Source organism: Rossellomorea sedimentorum, assembly GCF_046237645.1.
In the GTDB taxonomy this organism is placed as follows: domain Bacteria; phylum Bacillota; class Bacilli; order Bacillales; family Bacillaceae_B; genus Rossellomorea; species Rossellomorea sedimentorum.
Genome location: NZ_CP143546.1, coordinates 3,453,506 through 3,472,327 on the forward strand (window position 1 = coordinate 3,453,506; position 18,822 = coordinate 3,472,327).

Here is an 18,822-nt window from a genome sequence, read left to right on the forward strand (position 1 = left end):
CGGTGTCCCGTCGTTAATGTAGGCTCGTGGCTTAAACACGCTGCCCTCACGTTTAATTCTGTTCCTCTTTACTCCGTCGTTAAGTGGCATCGGTTTCACCCCGTGCTTTCTTTAAACTTTCAAACTCGGCTTTATTTTCGAATTGTCGGACTAAACCTTCAGCGACCAATGCTTGCCAATCCTGTTCGTAGATGTTCCAAACAGTGAGGTCAGATGATAACTCGTGAATTACCTCGCTTAGGAACTTCGGTCGCTCGCCTTTACCGACTACCTTTGCGTTTATTATCATTCGATTTCACCGTCCGTCTAAGTGCCTTTATCGTTTCATGCGGTAGCAGTTCCTGAATCATTATTGCGAGTGGGCTTGCCTTCCGGTTTCCTCGTTTTCGCATTCTTTTTCGTCGTTTCCTGTTCGGTTTATTGTCGTTCATTGTTTTGCCTCCTCGTAAATGTGCGTGTATTTGACAGAATTTCCGTTCACATCTGCCGTTATAGCCGTCATTTTAAAGTTCGAAGGTGTTAGGTCACACCAACGTACTAGTCGGCTTAAAACTGCTCATTTTTCTAGTTTTCAGTCGAGGTTTCAAGCATTCTCTCGGCTGCTCTCCGTTGTTCCGTTGGTATCTTTAGTTGAACGCCAATAAGCCGACCATTTCGAAAATAGTCAGCCATAACCGTCCAATCCTTTTTGTATCGCTTGATTCTCCTGATAAGTCCTCGGTTTTCCGTATAGCCTGCGAGGTAGCCTGGTTCAAGTTTCCATAGCGTATTAGGCACTCGATGTCACTTCCGTTTGGTTTCGGAAATAATCCTGAGCATCAATGACTAATTCTGCGAAGACTTCCCGAATATCCATTCCACGTCGAAGCGCCATCTTCTCGATTAACTTGCGAGCATGATATGGTTCGCTATCCGTTAGCAAAAACAGCAATGCGGGCTTATCCCTTTTAGCCGAGTTACATCGACCGCAGCTAACCGTTACATTAGCGAGGGTATTCGCACCTTGTCGATTTAACGGAATAATATGATCCATCGTAGTCTCCGTGTACTCAAGTTCAGTTCCGCAGTATGAACAACGACAATCACCTAACGTCCAGGCGACTTCTTGAGCACTTAAATTGATAGACAATCCGATATGCTTCATACGGCTAATCGTTTGTTTGGATCTAGTGACGGGATTAGCTCGTTGAACTGCTCGACATTTGCTGCATTCTGAGCGATACCCTCCTTTACTACGAGGGTCTTTATGAAACTCGTTTAACGGTTTGACTTCGTTGCATCGATTACACTGCTTCATACCTGACCGCCTCCGAACCATTGTGTCGTTTGCTCGTCGGTGTCCCCCAAGCATTGCTTAACTTCGTCTAAATCATCGATTAGTCGGTCGCACTTACGCTCAATGGCATCTAAACGTCTTATTATCATTTCGAATAACAGTTGCTCTCTACTCATTCTCTCATTCCCTCTTTCGGTATGTTTTTTAATTCTTACTTAGTTGTTGCTCGATAGCTTCAATCGTTGACTTCGTTTCTAACGTCGTATGGTACCCGGCCTTGCGAAGTTCCGCTAGTGCCCGAAGATACTGCACAAGTTCAACCAACGTTGGCTCCTTCACTCAATCACTCCTTCGTTAAGTAGGTTTGTTTTTCGTTGTCCGGCTCCTGCGGGCGGAGAAACCGTTGGCTCACGATATTTCCCGCAGTACAAACGCCAGGTATTTGCGTACATACGTTCTGTTTTGTCACCAAAATAAAAAGCCCTCGTTAGGCTAATCGATAGAGTCCTGCGTTGTCCGCGAATATTTTCTTCTCTTCACATAAAACCTTTAGACGTCCGTGCCCAGCTTGTTTTGCTTCCCCGATGAACTCCGCACATTGGTCGGCTGCGAATACGTGTATTTTACCGTCATGAAGCAACCGAAGTTGTTCCCGCCTGTTAGTGACGTAGATTCGTTTCTTACCGTGATGATTCCGGTTACCGGCGTAGTAGTAAGTTGTTTCGTTAAACACTGCCGTCACTACTCTCATATATCTTAATCGCCTGTCGTACTCGGTCAATTTGACTGCTACCGAAGGTGTCGACGATTCTTCGTTCAAGTTTTCGGCTAACAGGCATTCGGTCAGTCTCGACCCCTGCAATTAATCCCCGAGAACACCCGAGTCGTTCGGCTAATTCGTATTGGCTAATCCGTTCTAAACGCCTGAGCATTATTATTGTTTTCGAGTTCACTAAAACCTTCTCCTTATCTTTACATTCGGTTACTACTTTCGTTTTAAAAAAGCATGCCGCTCGAAAGGGAGCGGCCCCTCTATAAGTAAAACAGCCCGTATCGTTGTTTCCTTAGTTTTGATCGATTTCCAAAAAACTTTTTTGATTTTTTTACCGCCAGTACTTCCACTCGTTTTCATACGGATTCAAGCAGTGTTGGTTCGCCTCTTCAACATCTTGTAGGAACATTTGTCTCGGTATATCATTGCCGCTTGGCTGCGGATCATATAATACTTCCTGGACTCTACGGACTGTATTCGGTCGCTTAGATAATTCATACTTAACGGCACACTCACTTAATCGTCTGCCATCCTTAAACCAATAGTAGTATCTTCGGTTAGTCATATCGAACCGACGGTAAGTACCGAATCTCTCGCAGGTTAATGACCTACCATTTCGGGCAGTCGTATAAAACCATGACTGACACGTTTCACACCGCTTGACTCGTTGCTCGTTGTACTTGACTTCACGCCAGGAAAGACCGTACTCTCTCGCTACTTCATCGATAATTTGCCGGAAGTATCTTTTGTCATTAACCCGCAAATGACCAATTTTATGGTGAAATTCCTCGACTTCTATCACGGAAAAATATTCGGTGAATTTGTCGGTGATTTGGTCGTAAAGCTTGGTAGCATCCTCCGGATTCATACCTACGTCTATTATCGTCTGAACTTCTTTAACGTGGTTCGCTTTCGCCACTAAAATCTCTCCCTTTTGTTGGTTTCTACGTTTACACTCGTATTAACGCTTTATAATATATGGTTTTATTTTCGCTCATAATCCCTCTTTTACCTGGTATTTTCGTTTGTCCTTAGGCATGTTCTTGCTTGCAAGGTTATGCGTGAGTGAGCTTGCGAACGAACTTTGGTTTTGTACTCGGAAAGTTTTTTAAATCTAGTGCTTTAAATTTCGTTAATTAAATCTAGTTAACCCCTAATTGACAAGAGAGTTACTCCCAACAGTTAGATGTAACAAAACCACTTATTTAGGTGTAACGTGAATTTAACTGCCGTAGCCTTTCCGTTTCCTCCACTCTTGCATACGGATTTTACTTCCTTTCTTTTTCTTTTCCATTGCGTTGTATTTCTTTCTGTAATTAATTCCTGCCTCCGGAAACTTCTCGTAAAACTCGTAGGCGGGCAGCGGTTGCAACGGCACATACTTACCTTTTTCCGGGTAATCAATTAGGCCCACCGCTTTCAAGTCCTCGATGTGCTTCCTTGTTGTTTCGTAAGCCTTGCCGTACTCAAGCGACAATCTCTCCAGGCTAGGAAAGGCCCAACCTTCCTCCTCGTTGAAGTAATCGATGATAAGCTGATACAAGAAAACCTTCTCGGCACTCATTAGTTCATGGTGAACGTAATGTTTAGAGTCACTAGGCAATGCGATGAAATGTCCGTGTTTGCCCGGTTCTTTCTTGTTAATTGGTTGGCGTTGTTTCGGTTGGTTCATGGTATATCGTCCCTTTCGTTTAAATTTTTCGATTTGACTGGTAAAGGAGTTATCGGATCATAAGCGGTAGTTTCGTTTTTCCCCTTACTTATTTGAACCAATTTGGCCCACGTTTGTGGACCACGCTTTGCGATAAGTTTGCCCTCACTTTCTAATATCACAACTATATTTGTTCGTGGGACATAAATCCCACAATATACATTTACTTACTAATAGACCAAAATAACCAATTTAAGAAAATCTTGCCCTTAGTAACTAATACAAATAAATCAGCTGTGAGGGACCACATATAGTAAACAAAGTATAAAAATATCAAAAAATATTTAACGGTTCTATTTCAAGTAAAATAATGGAAACAGTTAATTTGATATGTTAAAATTTAGTAGAATTTAATAATAAGGAGGGGTTTTATGAAAAAGAAAAGATTAAGTAGTATTTTGTTAGCTTTGCTTTTGGTTTTAAGTTCGATATTTTTAACTCCAACTCAGACTGAAGCTTCGAATGACTTCACTAGACTATCAGGAAGCAATCGCTTGAGCACAGCGTTAGAGGTCTCACAAACGGGTTGGCCAAATGGTTTAACCACTTCGGAAAAGGCGGTTGTTCTAGCACGAGCAGATGATCCTGCTGATGCCCTTGCAGCTGCTAGCCTTGCTGGCGTTAAAGATTCTCCTATTCTATTAACTTATCCTGAGAAATTAGATGATTCTGTACTAAATGAGTTAAAACGTCTTGGGGTAAAAAAGGTTTATTTATTAGGCGGTACAGCAGCCATTTCGTCCAATGTAGAAAAAACTCTTACTTCAAATGGATACTCTGTTCAACGTATTGCTGGTGCAAGCCGTTATCAAACAGCTTACAAGATTAATGATGTGGCAGGAACTTCTAAAGGTAGTAAGGCGATATTAGCAAACGGTCAAACTGTTGCTGATGCTTTGTCCGCATCTGCTTCTTCTTCTATCCAAGAGATTCCGATATACTTATCTGCCAAGAATGAATTAGGTGTAGAATTACCTTCAAATATTAAACATGTAGATATATACGGTGGAACCGCCGTAATTTCTGAGGCGGTAGAGAATAAGTTAAAATCTAAAGGGATCACTGTTAGACGTGTTGCTGGGAAAGATCGTTATGCAACAAGTGTAGCAGCTGCAAACCAATTGAATATCAATTCAAATAAAATCATTTTAGTACGTGGAACGTCCGTTAAAAAAGGTAAAGAAGATTATCCGGATGCTGTCGCTGCCTCTGGATTGGCGAACAAGTTAAATGCCAGAGTGTTATTGATCCACCCTACCAACGCTAATAGCTCTTCCAAATCCTATCTAAGTGGAAAAAATCTCTCTACCTATGTATTAGGTGGTAAAGCCGCAATATCCAATACTGGTTTAAGCGGTTTAGGATATGACGCCCCATCAGATCTATTGGTTCACTTTATTGATGTAGGTCAAGGGGATAGCACACTGATTCAAACGCAAAATAAGACGGTATTAATTGATGGGGGAAAAAGAAGCGCTGGTGAAAAAGTTGTTTCATACTTAAAACAAGCAGGAATATCATCCATTGATTACCTTATTGCGACGCACCCAGATGCGGATCACATCGGAGGCTTAATCGATGTCCTAAATACTATAAAAGTAAAACAGGTACTAGATTCTGGTTACTCTCATACTTCCCAAACGTACTACGACTATCTCAAACTGATTGACCAAAAGAATATCCCTTTTTCGGTCCCTAATGTAGGAAGTACATTTACTCTAGATTCCGGTGTGTCTTTTAAGGTTTTAAACAATGGTAAAGGGTACAACGAAACTAATGAAAGCTCATTAGTGGTTAAATTAACTTATGATGAAGTAAGTTTTATGTTAACTGGGGATGCAACAGAAAAGACCGAATGGAGAATGATGGATGCATTTCCTCAAAAAGACCTTGAGTCTACTTTCTTAAAAGTTGGACATCACGGTTCAGATACATCAACTTCTTTAACATTCTTAGATTATGTCAAGCCAAAAGTTGGTATTTTATCTTACGGGGATAATAGTTATGGACACCCAACTAGCGCAGTAGTTAACCGATTAAGAATAAAAGATGTGAAACTATTTTCAACTCATGAATCCGGAGATATTGTCGTAAGCACGGATGGTACTACTTATACTATTAATGCTAATCCATACTTAGGCGGAGGAGTACAAGACCCTTCAATATCTACTGGAAAGTTGGATATCACGTCATTGGACCTTAGCGAAGAAGTTGTTACAATTAAAAACATCGATTCTAAAGATATTCGAATGGAAGGTTGGGTCCTGCATAGTACTGTAGGTGATCAAACTTATGATTTTCCAAATGGATTTATATTGAAGAAAGGAGAAACAGTGCGAGTTGTTTCAGGAAGAGGTGCAGTGAACTATCCACCTTCTCAATTGCTATGGTCAAACGGGTATATTTGGAATAACTCCGGGGATACAGCAGTTTTATATGATCCTCAGGGAAAGAAGATCGATGAACTTGCGAAATAAGTATACGGTTGATCGATTCGAAGGTCCGTTAGCTGTCTTATTGCTTAGAAATGATGAATCCGTACAAATAGACGTTGAAAAGGATAAACTCCCTAAGGAACTCAAAGAAGGAGATATCATCGAATTAGAACTGGCAGATGATGGCTCAATCGATAAAGTAATAATATTAAAAGCAGAAACAGATTTGGCGAGAAATAAAGCAGAAGATTTACTGCAAAAACTATTAAACAAAAATAAATAATAACAAGCTCCCCCCTTTTCTCTACACGAAGGGGGGTATTAATATTGTTCTTGGACTTTTTAAAATTTGTAGCAATTTTTCGGACACCCGGCAGCACACGAATCCTCGCATATCCCCCGGGGGGTTAACTTTTATCAACACCAGGTCCAGGCGAGTGAAAACGGGCTAATTATCGATGACACCGACTGTATATCGTATACAAAATACTCGTTCACCTCTCGTTAACAAACGTTGATATACCAAAGATTCACCAGAATGAATAACGTATTCATAACGACGTAGTCAACGAATACCTTCATATCAACGGTTAAACCCGAACTTAAGTTTACATAATATATTATTATAGGAAGTAATTTTGTATATCGTATTCATTTGATATTCCCCGTATTAATCCCTCGATGTGTCTTCGTGGATCCGTTACCTCGACATCCAGTCAAGCGGATAGACGGCTGCCCCTCGATATTTTCGAAAGTGCTCGCCTGTTGAACGCGATGCCCGGTGTTTAAATGTTGCTAAACGGTGCTCAAACATTGTCATTTTACACATTGTGCAACGATGTAACATTACGTTAACTTACCGGTATGCCCTCGCTGAACTCGATTATTCCACATTTCTTCCTATACGAAAATTGCACTCTTGATTTATTTGTAAATACCAGCGAAGAGACAAGTACACATTCCTAATCCTATTCACTAAATTTTTCCGAATATTTTCTCCGTAACTTTATCAGTTAATGGATATGCTATACATGTTGCAATAAGAGTACCAAAGTATAAAAGGCCTTCTCTGAAACCAAGTTGATGTAATCCCCCGTAACAAAAGATTACAAAGGTAATAAAAAATATAATCGAAACCCCAATCGATATTAACTTGATGCCTTTTTCTTTATATTCTTTCAACCTATAAGAATACCTTACTTCCTTTTGAACCTTTTTTGCATCTTCTAGGTTTTCATACGTCCCATAATCTATGAAAATAGCGTCCGATTCAGAACGAACATAACTACCTACATAGAAACGGTCTAATAATACCTTAAATCCTTCTGATTCTTTTTGGATTGATAAAGTTGAATATTTGCCACGGTTAGTTCTTATCACTTTTTCATAAATTACTTCCCCCAAATAAAGACACTCCTTTTTAGACAGACATTTAAAATCGGCCCTTACTATTGGTACAATTTTACTATTTATTCGCTCTAGAAGTAAACAAGTAACCTTCCTATATCTATTTCTAAGATGAAGTCACCAATCGAACGCCTCAACGATGCTCAACCGTCTAAACAATCGCTTCATAGCCGTATGCAAATACCCGTCTAGTTTACGGATACTACCGGACTTCACTCGTCTAATGCAATCGAATACCGTTACCTTAAATGCTTCTGTATGGTCTTCAATACGAATGTCTCGATGCACACTCGCTTTTGCCCGAAGAATGACACCCGTTAGCCTTTGCATTTCCTTAGCGTTGTAGAACGGTGCCAGGGCGTCATATATTGGCGTTGGTATGCAGTTCTTAACTGCCGACTCTAACGGTACTCTCGTATCTAATACGTAATTAGGTCTATCTCGTTTATGTAAAGGTTCATTTCTGCGATTGTCCGGCTCACTAGTTGCCTGGTGTGGCTTATCGGCATTTGAACGGTCTGACAAACGGGGTGCCACGAATGGTAAAATAACGATAATATTCGCACCTGATCCACCTGACTTCGGTCGAATCGTTGCAACCCGTTTAATTACGCCATAGCCCTCGAGTGCCTTAATAATACGTCTGACTGTTCTTTCTGACTTATCGGTGCCCTCTGCGATTGTACTCGTCTTTAAGTGACTAGCCCCTGCGTATTTAACGGAATATCTCGCAATGAAACGTAATACTGCTCGTTGGCTGCCGGTTAGTTCGTATGTATATGCTTTCTCGTGCTGTCTAACGTGATGGTTTAGCTCCTGCGTTGATTGAAACGTTTGATAGTCCGATAGATAAATGGTCATACTTGTCCCTCCGTTAGAAGGCACACTTAAATAAACCTTGCGAAGGCTCACTTTTTTCGATACAATTGCGATAGGGTAGGTGCGTTTTGTATCGAGTGTTGGTTCGTCCTTCACTCGGTCGGCGTGCCTTTTTTATTTGTCTTTTTCTCGTCTACCTCTTTAACTTACGAGGTTTATTTAACTTCCCCATGACTTCGTTCAATGCCGAAAATTGCTCACGATTCTCTGCGATAGATGCCCTGGAAAGATGCGTATACCTGGACGTCATTCGTTGGTCTACGTGCCCTAGCAGTGATTGTAAGTATCGTAAGTTTCCGCCCGATTCCAGATAAATCGTTGCTGCTGAATGACGGATTAAGTGCGGGTGAACTCGCTTTTTGATGCCTACTTGTTTCGCATAACTAGCCAACCTTTTCCGGAAGTTATTCGGCGTCAACGGATCACCGTAATTCGAAAGGAAAACATACTCACTCTCGAACTCCTCAACCTCTACGATTAATTCCTTTAATAAACGTGCTGTCCGTTGCTGAATCGGAACAATGCGACCTACTCTCGTTTTTGTGATTTCCGACTTGAATATGATTTCCTTCGATGACAAGTCCACGTCTGAGAGTTTCAACGTTAGAACTTCGGATATTCTTGCCATTGTTTCAATCAGAACAGTTATCAAAACGTAATCTCGAAATTGCGGGTAACTCCGTTTGTCGAGTGACATCATTAAAGACTTGAGCTCGTCAGGTGTTAACGTGTTAATTAGCTTCTGCGGTTGCTTCACGCTTTTGACACTGTCAAACGGGTTACTATCGATTACATTATCGTCAACTAGCACACTGAAACTTGTGCGTAAGGATTTAATAATGTCGTTAACCGAACGAGGGCTTATACCGTCTGTTTTCGAAGATTCCGGCTTGTACTTATGCCCTTCATTTCGGGGTCTATCGTTCAGCAGCCAGGTTGAAAAGCCCCGGCAGTTATCAACGGTTAACTCTCGGAAGTCTTGCGAGTGCCCGTTCGTCTCGAGAAACTGTACGAATAACTTGTGTGCGTGGCGGTATCGGTAAAGTGTAGATTCCGATAGACCTTCGGATTTTTTAATAGTGTAGGATTTTTCGAACAATGTGGGTAAATCGAATAAATTCTTTCGGTGGGTTTTAACGGTGGATTGTTTCACTCGTTTGCCCCGACGTTTTTCGGAATGTGCCATAAACGCAAAAAAGCCCCCTTCCCGGTAAGTACCGAAAAAGAGGGCGTTTCGCTAACGGATTTAGCACCGTTTCGCTACTGTCCTTCTAACGTCTCGCAAACGTTGATTTAATGCGGTATGGAGCATAGCGGGCTCGAACCGCTGACCTCTTCGCTGCCAGCGAAGCGCTCTCCCAGCTGAGCTAATGCCCCGTAATATAATGTTGCGACGCTTTTTATTATATAAAGTTTATGATCTTTTATCAAGTGGTTTTATATAATTTTTTTCTATTAAGTTTTTTCGTACTACCTTCTCTTGTAAACGTATACAACGCCTTATATAATGAAAGAAAATTCAGAAATTAATAGGGGAGGCTATTATGCTGCAAGCCCAAATTTTGCCCGAAGAGACGAAGCCATATAACGATTCTCATATCGGAACAAGTGAATTGCAGAGAAACTTCCGGATGGATCTCCGCAACTTTTCAGAGAAAGAATATAACAAATTTGTGAAAGTGAATACCATTCGTGACTGGGCTTTGTTGTCCTGGAAAGATGTCGGCCGTCCATTCGAGGTGAAAAATTATTCTGCTGACAGACAGCAATATGAAGAAGAACACGGTAAGTCCATGAGCGCCCATACTTCCTGGCAATATTTCAATAAGTCCTTCCATGAATGGTTTTCAAAGGATGTGCCGCTTGAGCAGCAGAAAGAAAAAGAAAAGTTCTTCACCAGCTTGAAGTCTTTTAAACCTGTTGAGATTAAGGCTGCGCTTGGCGATGCAGTGAGGATTCAGTTATGGAATTATGTTCACCGTATACAGGACGGTATCTGGGATCCCCGCGGAAAGCGTGCACTATTTGAAGGGCTGAATGTTTCCAAACCAAGAATTCTGTTTTTAGGGGCCGCTGAAGGATATGAAGCAATGCAGCTTGCTGCCATGTATCCTGGAGCGGATGTAGTGATGGTCGATTATGATGAATACTGTAAGACAACCAGGTTTGAAGAATTTCCGGATTCCTATCCATTTCTAGGTGAAGACCGAATGACCGGACAACCAAAAGTATGCTATAAGGAGGACTTTCACATCGAGTATGTGGTCGAGGATATCCGCAATCTGCCATATGGAAAAGAATTTGATATTGTTATTTCAGTCGGGCTTTTGGAACATTTCCCGGATGAATATAAACCCGAGGTCATCGACTGGCACAGGAAATTTCTTAAACCGAATGGCTATGTAATCATGACCACACCACGAAATCAGCTGCACTCACGTATCTACTATAATATCTTTGCAGACGTGATGAACCACACTTACCGCGAACTGATGACCGTAGAGCAGATGGGACTCTATATGTACGAAAACGGGCTGGATATCCTGAAATCAGGTTATATCAAAGTCCATAACGGCATCATCGCCAAAGTCAGGTGAGGGTTATTTTCCCTTTTATGTAACATTATTGTTTCATCTTCGTCTACTTCTGTAATAGAAAAAGATAGGAGTGAAGAAGATGAAAAGATTATGGATTGGCGCTGCTGGTCTCCTGCTCGCTCTGACCATTATTTTTGTTTACGTTAAACAACCTGCTGTAGAGACCGGTGCCCGGAGTACAGAGAGAAATATCGTCCTTTCCGACAAGATTTGGAGTTTGGAATTTTCTCAGCCGATCAAACAGCTCAATGAAGACTCTTTCTACGTTGTAGATAATAAGGGGGAAAATATCCCCGTTACGGTCACTGTAAGCGAGAATCGAAAGAGTGTCACCATACACCCGCCTAAAGACGGCTACTCTACCGAGACTGAATTTTTCACCCTGCACATTTCTTCAGACGTCAAATCTTTCTTGGGTCTTCCCGTCCGCGGAGATCATACCATAGAGTTCGCCGTTGTCCCCACCCTTCCAGAAGTGAAATCAAAAGAAGACCTTAATCAGTATTTTAAATATGCTATTAAAAGAGAGAAAGAATACAGAGCGAAGTTTTCCCTGTTTGACGGAGCTGCTACAGAAGAATCAGCAGACGATGCTGCCGGAAGTGGAAATGCCGTAATGGAGAATGAATCCTCCTCTTCCAAACACAGTACGACCAACAATCAGGTGCAAGGCGTAGATGAAGCGGACATGGTCAAGACGGATGGGACTTATATTTACCAGATTGCCTCCCAAAAATTGATCATAACGAAAGCTTCTCCTGTCAGTCAGATGGAAGTCGCTTCTTCGGTGTCCTTCGCTCATAATTTTTCTCCACAGCACCTGTTCTTGCATGAGAATAAGCTGGTTGTCATTGGAAACAGCTGGACTGAGGAGCATGAGACAAAGACACTTCCGAAGAAAGAATCTTCTGATTCAATGGTCGTGCCGATGTACGGAATGATGAAGACGTTCATTTATGATATCTCTGATAAAAAGAAACCGGAGCTGCTGCGGGAATTTGGCATGGAAGGAAATTATGTTGCTGCCCGAAAAGTAGGATCTTTTGTATACTTTGTCGCAAATCATTACCCCAATTACTGGATCCTCGAAAACCAGGAGAACGCAGATTTGCGTCCCCGGATCACCGACAGTATGAACGGCGGGGAACCCGTTTCACTGAATTACAATGATATCAAATATATGCCTCAATCGACCGAGACCAATTATACCTTATTTGCATCGGCCGACCTTGATGATGTCTCTTCAGAAATCAATGTTGAATCTTACCTTGGCAGCGGCCATCAGATTTATATGTCCAAAAATAATCTTTATATGGCGCTATCCAGATACAACCCTGCAGGAGAAATAGCTTGGGAGTCCGCCGATACGGAGATTTATAAATTCTCTATCGATAAGGCCAAGATTCAATTTTCAGCAATGGCTAATATTAGAGGAACGATCCTAAACCAGTTTTCAATGGATGAATATAAGGGGAACTTCAGGATTGCCACGACAAAAGGAAATCCATGGGGCGACGAAAGCACTCCTTCTACCAATAATCTATATATTCTCGATGAAAACTTAAAGCACATCGGAAAGGTGGAAGACCTGGCCAAAGGCGAACGGATCTATTCTGTCCGTTTCATGGGAGAAAAAGCGTATATGGTCACGTTCAAACAGGTGGACCCACTCTTTGTCATTGATACGAGCGACCCCTACTCGCCAAAAGTACTTGGAGAGTTGAAGATTCCGGGCTTCAGCAGTTACCTTCATCCATTGGACGAAACTCATTTAATTGGTTTTGGTTATGACACCAAGCTTGTGAAGGATGATAAGATGCCTAATGCGGAGCCGCGCGTCCTGACTGCAGGTTTGAAAATCTCTCTTTTTGATGTATCCGATTTTCACAATCCCAAAGAGCAGGATACTGAAATCATCGGAGGCCGTGGAACCCATTCCTATTTACTTCAGGATCATAAAGCACTGTTCCAGCATCCAGTACAAAACCTATTTGGTTTCCCTGTTTCTGTTTATCATGAAAAAGAAGGGAGCATGTATGAACAGGTCTTTGACTATCAGGGAGCGCTGGTATTTGAAATCACCCCTGAGAAGGGCATCGTCCCCAAGACTAAAATCGTTCAATCGGCAGAGGATGATATTTATGAAGGCTGGGAGAATCAGATACAAAGGATGATCTATATAGGAGAGAACATCTATACTCTTTCTCCTGAAAAAATTCATGCTTATACTCTCCATGACTTTAAAGAAATTAAAGAACTCGAAATTCAATAAGTATTTCCTTGGACTCTCTTATCGAGGGTCCTTTTATTTGGCTCTTTACTAAAGATTTGCTGCTATTAATTATGTAGGTCAAGAGATATAGTGATAATTCATAGAAATTATCCTGGTAAGCAAGAAAGAAAAGAGATGATCACCCTGTTCAGTTAGACAAGCTCTTGTACTTGAGGGAAAAATCCGGTCCTTTGGATTTTTCCTAAAGCAACAATCTAAACGAAAACCTCCTTTTATTTTAAAGTGAATCAGGGAATAATGTATGAGAATGTGGGAAAGGAGAAATTTTATGAGCATTTCTTTTTATCAGCGGTTTTTAAGATGGCCCATTTTAGTGAGAACCTTAACCATTGCGCTTGGTGCTATTTCTGCTTTTGGCGTACTGATCCATTTAATAGAACCGGAAACTTTCCCGACTGTCTTTGACGGCATATGGTGGGCGATCATTACGACTTCCACGGTCGGATATGGAGATTATGTGCCATTGACTGCAGCTGGAAGGATTTTAGCCATGCTGTTGATTCTCTTAGGAGCAGGGTTTTTAACCACCTACTTTGTTACACTCGCTACATCGACAGTCAGAACTCAAAATGCATACCTTGAAGGAAGAGTCTCATTTATGGGCAAAAACCACACTATCATCGTTGGATGGAATGAGCGTTCAAGAGAGATCATCGATCAGCTTACATCCTTTAATAATCAGCAGGGGATCACCCTGATTGATGATACTCTTAAAGAAAATCCTTACAAAAATCTTAACATCCATTTTATAAAAGGTCAGGCATTCCGTGATAACATCCTCATGAAAGCAGGCATTAAAGAAGCCTCAATAGCTGTCATTACTGCCGATCAAAATAAGAACGAAATGGATGCCGATATGAATACAGTGATGACCTTGCTTGCGATGAAAGGGATCGTACCCGGACTCTATTGTGTTGCAGAAATCCTCACCAGTGACCATATTGCAAATGCCGAGAGAGCGGGTGCGGACGAAGTCATTCAAACCAACAAACAAACAAGCTACATCATTATGGACACCATCCTGTCAAAAGGAATGAGCACCACCATACTGGAGTTGTTGAATCATCTAAAAGGCAACAACCTTAAGGTCATCAATACCTGTCCGGAATGGTGTGAAAAATCATTCAGTGAACTAAGCAGCACTCTTTTGAAAAAGAATATCATCCTCTTAGGAATCAAAAAAGGAGAGCGCACGATTGTGAACCCTCCCCTGGAGACCGTTGTCCATCCGGAAGACGGGCTGCTGGTCATTTCAAGTGAAACATGATTACGTCAGCAGCTGGTCTTCCAGTTCTTTTACAAGCTCGACACCTACGGATACATATTCCTCCGGAAAACTCGCATCCGCGTCTTCCGGTTCTGAAAATTGATTGGTCGTTCCTGAAAACGTACCCGTTGACGCATGATCATCTAGTCCCCGCTGATACTTATGCGAAAGCAGAAAAGGCCTTCCAAATTCGACGGTAGCTCCATAGGAATCAAGCTGTCCGTCCACCGCGGCAAATGGAACTCGCAGAAATTGATATCCGACTTCGTCATCGATTTTATAATCAAAGTATCCATGGTCATAGTCCCAGTTTCCACCAATGCTGTATCCCAAAGGCTTGAGTTGCTGCTCCAATTTGTATAACTGAAAATGCTGCCCCTCCAGCTTTGAAGGAAGTTCAATCATCCCCAACACTCCTTTCTTTTCGGTTAGTTTTTCCCAGAGTGGGTGGGATAAGTCATGAAATATGAAAAAGAAGGGGAGGGTGGGAGTAATTCAGAGGACTCATCGTCTTTGGGACTCCAATCTCGAGAAATGGCTCTGTTAAGAGGTTAAAATTTCACCCCGGCGAGCCCCATGGGACACCCTAGGTTAAAAATAACGGGGTTTTGGTCTTATGAACCTTTCATGTGACACCCTATTCTCTAACATAACGGATTGTTGGTCTTATGAACCTTTCATGTGACACCCTATTCTCTATAATGACGGGATTTTGGTCTTATGAACCCTTCATGAGACACCCTATTCTCTATAAGGACGGGATTTTGGTCTTATGGACCCTTCATGTGACACCCTATTCTCTATAATGACGGGTTTTTGGTCTTATGAACCCTTCATGTGACACCCTATTCTCTATAAGGACGGGATTTTGGTCTTATGGACCCTTCATGTGACACCCTATTCTCTATAAGGACGGGTTTTTGGTCTTATGGACCTTTCATGAGAGACCCTAATCTCTATAAGGACGGGTTTTTGGTCTTATGAACCTTTCATGTGACACCCTATTTTATAAAATGATGGTATTCGCTTCTTAGGGAGCTTTCATTAGGCATTCTCTAAAAGCACGGGCTCGCTCTCTTAACCAATCTTTTTCGGTGTAATATAAATAGAAGGATAAAAACCAAGTCACATTAAAAAAAGAAGCTGCACCCGCAGGGATGTCAGCTTCTTTCTTTTCTTTATTATTTAAGACGCTTTTCAAGCTCGGCTTTCTTTTCTTCAAATCCTGGTTTTCCAAGAAGGGCAAACATGTTCACTTTGTATGCTTCAACCCCAGGCTGGTCAAATGGATTGACGCCAAGAAGGTAACCGCTGATGGCACATGCTTTTTCAAAGAAGTACACCAGATAACCGAATGTGTATGCATCCATAGCCGGAATTTCAACGATAAGGTTCGGCACGCCTCCGTCAGTGTGGGCAAGCAGCGTTCCTTCAAATGCTTTGTTGTTAACAAAGTCTACTGTCTGCCCTGCCAGATAGTTAAGGCCGTCCAGGTCACTTTCTGCTTCTTCGATTGTCAATTCATGGCGCGGTTCAGAAACCTTGATGACCGTTTCGAACAGGTCTCTTCTTCCCTCTTGGACATATTGTCCCATGGAGTGAAGATCTGTTGAGAAGTTTGCAGATGCAGGGAAGATTCCTTTTTGGTCTTTTCCTTCACTTTCACCGAATAACTGCTTCCACCACTCGGAGAAGTATTGAAGGCCAGGCTCATAGTTGATCAGCATTTCAATAGTTTTTCCTTTGTTATAAAGGACATTTCTTACTGCAGCATATTGATATGCTGGATTTTCTTCGAGATCGCCGGTATTGAAGTCATTGCGCGCAGCGGCAGCGCCGTTCATCATCGCTTCAATGTCAATCCCGCTCACTGCGATTGGAAGAAGTCCTACAGCGGTAAGGACAGAATAACGGCCCCCGACATCATCAGGCACGACGAATGTTTCGTATCCTTCATCGTTAGCCAATGTTTTAAGAGCACCTTTTGCTTTGTCCGTCGTTGCATAGATACGCTTCCTTGCTTCCTCTACACCGTATTTTTCTTCCAGCTTTTTGCGGAAGATACGGAATGCGATCGCAGGCTCGGTTGTTGTACCTGATTTTGAAATGACATTGATGGAGAAGTCTTTATTTTCAAGAAGGTCCATCAAATCTGTCATATAAGTCGAGCTGATATTGTTTCCTAAAAACAGGACTTGAGGTGTTTTACGCTGTTCACCTGGAAGAGCATTGTAAAAACTGTGATTCAGCATTTCAAGAGCCGCTCTTGCCCCAAGGTAAGAACCCCCGATTCCAATGACAAGCAGGACATCAGAATCGTTTTTGATTTTTTCAGAAGCCTTTTGAATTCTGGAGAATTCTTCTTTATCATAGTTTTCCGGAAGGTCGACCCATCCAAGAAAATCACTTCCTGCACCAGTTCCTTCATGCAGGGCATTATGAGCTGTTTTTACAGCATCTTTCAAGTATGTAAGTTCATGTTCACCAAAGAAAGGCAGTGCTTTTGTATAATCAAAGCGTACATGTGTCATATCATTTTCCTCCAATTGATTGTTTAGTCGTTTTTATCATTCCTGTTGGCAAAGATAACTAAACGAAAATCTTGACTGATGGCTATTCTTTTTTTCTGACCAGCCTACAGTAAACACTTTACCTAAACCCGAGTAGAGAATCAAGAAAGGACCCAACTTGTAAACGGATACATTTTTATATTTATAAAAAAAGCTGTTTTTGTATAGATGGCTGCTATCGGAAAAATTCAATGGGCCGGATTTTTCCCTTGCGTACCAGGGCTTTTCTCTATGAAAAAGGTGAATTGCTCTTTTCATTCTTGCTGACCAAGATAATTCCTGGGAATTCCGGCCATATCTCTTAAACTTACTATTAACTAGCAAGAAAAGAGGCATGAAAAAGGACTGATTCAGCTAAGAATCAGTCCTTTTTGAGAATTAAAGGGAGGCTTGAAGGATGGCTTTTACATCTTCATGTTTCATGGAATTGAAGTTGCCAAATCCCCCGTTTGCCATTGCCTTTTCAGTCATTTCCTCAATTTTTTCATCGGTGATGTCATAATCCGCCAGACGGGAAGGAGCTCCGATGCTGCTCCAGAATTCTGAAAGCTTATCGATCCCTTCAAGTCCGGTTTCTTTTGCAGATTTCCCTTCAGGGTTTACGTCAAATACACGTACAGCCATTTGAGCAAAACGCTCAGGGTTCACATCAATATTATGTCTCATCCAGTTCGGGAACAGGATTGCCAGACCGCCGGCGTGCGGAATGTCATAAACCGCTGAAACCGCATGCTCAATGTTATGGGTAGCCCAGTCACCGCGGTACCCCATCTGCAGCATACCGTTCAATGCAATCGTTCCTGAATAGAGAATGGTTTCTCTATGCTCATAGCTTTCCAGGTTATCCAGAAGCTTAGGAGCTGTTTCAATCACGGTTCTCAATGTAGCCTCACACAACCTGTCCTGTAACGGAGTGTTCGTTGCGTTATTGAAGTATTGTTCAAAAACGTGGGACATCATGTCAACCATACCGTAAATTGTTTGGTCTCTTGGCACAGTAAACGTATTTTGCGGATCCAATATTGAGAATTTAGGGAATACGGCAGGGCTTCCCCAGCCATATTTCTCATGTGTTTCCCAATTTGTGATAACAGAACCGGCGTTCATTTCGGAACCAGTAGCAGCCAATGTCAGAACTGTACCGAATGGAAGGGCTTCTTCTGCGACAGCTTTCTTTGTCACGAGATCCCATGCATCGCCGTCATATTTTGCACCTGCAGCGACTGCCTTGGTACAGTCGATGACGCTTCCTCCACCAACTGCAAGGAGAAAGTCGATTCCTTCATTTTTGCAGATCTCCACACCTTTTCTTACAGTGGAAATACGCGGATTAGGTTCAACACCGGCAAGCTCATGAACTTCAGCATCTATTTCGTTTAATAAACTTGTTACCCGATCATAGAGGCCATTGCGTTTAATGCTTCCTCCTCCGTAAACAAGCAGGACCTTTTTGCCGTAATGTGGAATTTCTTCCTTAAGCTTTTCCACTTCATCTTTCCCGAAAATCAATTTAGTAGGATTATAAAAAGCAAAACTGTTCATACTGTTACCTCCTCTATTTTTAGCGGCTTCCTCTTATGTAAAGCCAGGATTTTCTTCTCTGCCTTTTCATTAT

General features: G+C 41.9%; 17 protein-coding genes, 1 tRNA gene and 1 pseudogene. 5 read left to right on the forward strand and 14 right to left on the reverse strand.

What is annotated here, in order from left to right; translation table 11 throughout:
• Positions 1–260 precede the first annotated feature (260 nt).
• From V1502_RS16995 to V1502_RS17025, 7 genes and pseudogenes are all read right to left on the reverse strand, one after another.
• Entirely contained in the window at positions 261–431 is a 171-nt protein-coding gene (locus V1502_RS16995) for a hypothetical protein (protein ID WP_409251789.1), read from the reverse strand.
• Between the two features lie 338 nt (positions 432–769).
• The gene (locus V1502_RS17000) at positions 770–931 is read right to left on the reverse strand and encodes a hypothetical protein (protein WP_409254408.1); all 162 of its coding nucleotides are present in this window, start codon (positions 929–931) and stop codon (positions 770–772) included.
• An 18-nt stretch (positions 932–949) separates the two neighbouring features.
• Positions 950–1,351, reverse strand: a pseudogene (locus V1502_RS17005) (HNH endonuclease); the annotation flags it as partial.
• Positions 1,352–1,480: 129 nt separating this feature from the next.
• Complete coding sequence (locus V1502_RS17010) at positions 1,481–1,615, reverse strand: hypothetical protein (protein ID WP_409251790.1); 135 nt, start codon at positions 1,613–1,615, stop codon at positions 1,481–1,483.
• 148 nt (positions 1,616–1,763) lie between these two features.
• Positions 1,764–2,027, reverse strand: coding sequence for a hypothetical protein (locus V1502_RS17015; protein ID WP_409251791.1), 264 nt, complete (start codon positions 2,025–2,027; stop codon positions 1,764–1,766).
• 352 nt (positions 2,028–2,379) lie between these two features.
• Complete coding sequence (locus V1502_RS17020; protein WP_409251792.1) at positions 2,380–2,967, reverse strand: hypothetical protein; 588 nt, start codon at positions 2,965–2,967, stop codon at positions 2,380–2,382.
• Positions 2,968–3,270: 303 nt separating this feature from the next.
• Positions 3,271–3,720 (reverse strand): hypothetical protein, encoded by a 450-nt coding sequence (locus V1502_RS17025; RefSeq protein ID WP_409251793.1) that lies wholly within the window; start codon positions 3,718–3,720, stop codon positions 3,271–3,273.
• Between the two features lie 410 nt (positions 3,721–4,130).
• On the opposite strand from V1502_RS17025, the gene V1502_RS17030 reads away from it, so the two are divergent.
• Complete coding sequence (locus V1502_RS17030) at positions 4,131–6,236, forward strand: cell wall-binding repeat-containing protein (protein WP_409251794.1); 2,106 nt, start codon at positions 4,131–4,133, stop codon at positions 6,234–6,236.
• Positions 6,220–6,477 (forward strand): DUF3006 domain-containing protein, encoded by a 258-nt coding sequence (locus tag V1502_RS17035; RefSeq protein ID WP_409251795.1) that lies wholly within the window; start codon positions 6,220–6,222, stop codon positions 6,475–6,477. Before V1502_RS17030 ends, V1502_RS17035 begins: the two co-directional genes overlap by 17 nt.
• 692 nt (positions 6,478–7,169) lie before the next feature.
• Here the strand turns inward: V1502_RS17035 and V1502_RS17040 are convergent.
• From V1502_RS17040 to V1502_RS17055, 4 genes are all read right to left on the reverse strand, one after another.
• Positions 7,170–7,598, reverse strand: a complete 429-nt coding sequence (locus tag V1502_RS17040) for a hypothetical protein (RefSeq protein WP_409251796.1) — start codon at positions 7,596–7,598, stop codon at positions 7,170–7,172.
• A 120-nt stretch (positions 7,599–7,718) separates the two neighbouring features.
• The gene (locus tag V1502_RS17045) at positions 7,719–8,462 is read right to left on the reverse strand and encodes a helix-turn-helix domain-containing protein (RefSeq protein WP_409251797.1); all 744 of its coding nucleotides are present in this window, start codon (positions 8,460–8,462) and stop codon (positions 7,719–7,721) included.
• A 151-nt stretch (positions 8,463–8,613) separates the two neighbouring features.
• The gene (locus V1502_RS17050; RefSeq protein ID WP_409251798.1) at positions 8,614–9,666 is read right to left on the reverse strand and encodes a tyrosine-type recombinase/integrase; all 1,053 of its coding nucleotides are present in this window, start codon (positions 9,664–9,666) and stop codon (positions 8,614–8,616) included.
• A 118-nt stretch (positions 9,667–9,784) separates the two neighbouring features.
• Positions 9,785–9,857: transfer RNA gene (locus V1502_RS17055), tRNA-Ala, on the reverse strand.
• A 167-nt stretch (positions 9,858–10,024) separates the two neighbouring features.
• Between V1502_RS17055 and V1502_RS17060 the strand changes: the two genes are divergently transcribed.
• From V1502_RS17060 to V1502_RS17070, 3 genes are all read left to right on the forward strand, one after another.
• Positions 10,025–11,077 (forward strand): class I SAM-dependent methyltransferase, encoded by a 1,053-nt coding sequence (locus V1502_RS17060; RefSeq protein ID WP_409251799.1) that lies wholly within the window; start codon positions 10,025–10,027, stop codon positions 11,075–11,077.
• A gap of 79 nt (positions 11,078–11,156) precedes the next feature.
• Positions 11,157–13,349, forward strand: a complete 2,193-nt coding sequence (locus V1502_RS17065) for a beta-propeller domain-containing protein (RefSeq protein WP_409251800.1) — start codon at positions 11,157–11,159, stop codon at positions 13,347–13,349.
• 289 nt (positions 13,350–13,638) lie between these two features.
• Positions 13,639–14,637, forward strand: a complete 999-nt coding sequence (locus V1502_RS17070) for a potassium channel family protein (protein WP_409251801.1) — start codon at positions 13,639–13,641, stop codon at positions 14,635–14,637.
• Here V1502_RS17070 and V1502_RS17075 read toward each other — a convergent pair whose 3' ends face one another.
• The 3 genes from V1502_RS17075 to V1502_RS17085 form a co-directional block, all read right to left on the reverse strand.
• Positions 14,638–15,042, reverse strand: coding sequence for a YugN-like family protein (locus tag V1502_RS17075; protein ID WP_409251802.1), 405 nt, complete (start codon positions 15,040–15,042; stop codon positions 14,638–14,640).
• Positions 15,043–15,818: 776 nt separating this feature from the next.
• Positions 15,819–17,168 carry a glucose-6-phosphate isomerase gene (locus V1502_RS17080; RefSeq protein ID WP_409251803.1) on the reverse strand — a complete coding sequence of 450 codons (1,350 nt, stop codon included), beginning with the start codon at positions 17,166–17,168 and terminating at the stop codon, positions 15,819–15,821.
• Between the two features lie 417 nt (positions 17,169–17,585).
• Entirely contained in the window at positions 17,586–18,749 is a 1,164-nt protein-coding gene (locus V1502_RS17085; protein WP_409251804.1) for an iron-containing alcohol dehydrogenase, read from the reverse strand.
• Positions 18,750–18,822: the final 73 nt, after the last annotated feature.

Bases quoted from the DNA above. Each gene is read 5' to 3' on its own strand.
- V1502_RS16995 (WP_409251789.1), bottom strand. From the start codon at position 431: ATGAACGACAATAAACCGAACAGGAAACGACGAAAAAGAATGCGAAAA.
- V1502_RS17015 (WP_409251791.1), bottom strand. From the start codon at position 2,027: ATGAGAGTAGTGACGGCAGTGTTTAACGAAACAACTTACTACTACGCC.
- V1502_RS17025 (WP_409251793.1), bottom strand. From the start codon at position 3,720: ATGAACCAACCGAAACAACGCCAACCAATTAACAAGAAAGAACCGGGC.
- V1502_RS17030 (WP_409251794.1), top strand. From the start codon at position 4,131: ATGAAAAAGAAAAGATTAAGTAGTATTTTGTTAGCTTTGCTTTTGGTT.
- V1502_RS17035 (WP_409251795.1), top strand. From the start codon at position 6,220: ATGAACTTGCGAAATAAGTATACGGTTGATCGATTCGAAGGTCCGTTA.
- V1502_RS17045 (WP_409251797.1), bottom strand. From the start codon at position 8,462: ATGACCATTTATCTATCGGACTATCAAACGTTTCAATCAACGCAGGAG.
- V1502_RS17050 (WP_409251798.1), bottom strand. From the start codon at position 9,666: ATGGCACATTCCGAAAAACGTCGGGGCAAACGAGTGAAACAATCCACC.
- V1502_RS17060 (WP_409251799.1), top strand. From the start codon at position 10,025: ATGCTGCAAGCCCAAATTTTGCCCGAAGAGACGAAGCCATATAACGAT.
- V1502_RS17065 (WP_409251800.1), top strand. From the start codon at position 11,157: ATGAAAAGATTATGGATTGGCGCTGCTGGTCTCCTGCTCGCTCTGACC.
- V1502_RS17070 (WP_409251801.1), top strand. From the start codon at position 13,639: ATGAGCATTTCTTTTTATCAGCGGTTTTTAAGATGGCCCATTTTAGTG.
- V1502_RS17075 (WP_409251802.1), bottom strand. From the start codon at position 15,042: ATGATTGAACTTCCTTCAAAGCTGGAGGGGCAGCATTTTCAGTTATAC.
- V1502_RS17080 (WP_409251803.1), bottom strand. From the start codon at position 17,168: ATGACACATGTACGCTTTGATTATACAAAAGCACTGCCTTTCTTTGGT.
- V1502_RS17085 (WP_409251804.1), bottom strand. From the start codon at position 18,749: ATGAACAGTTTTGCTTTTTATAATCCTACTAAATTGATTTTCGGGAAA.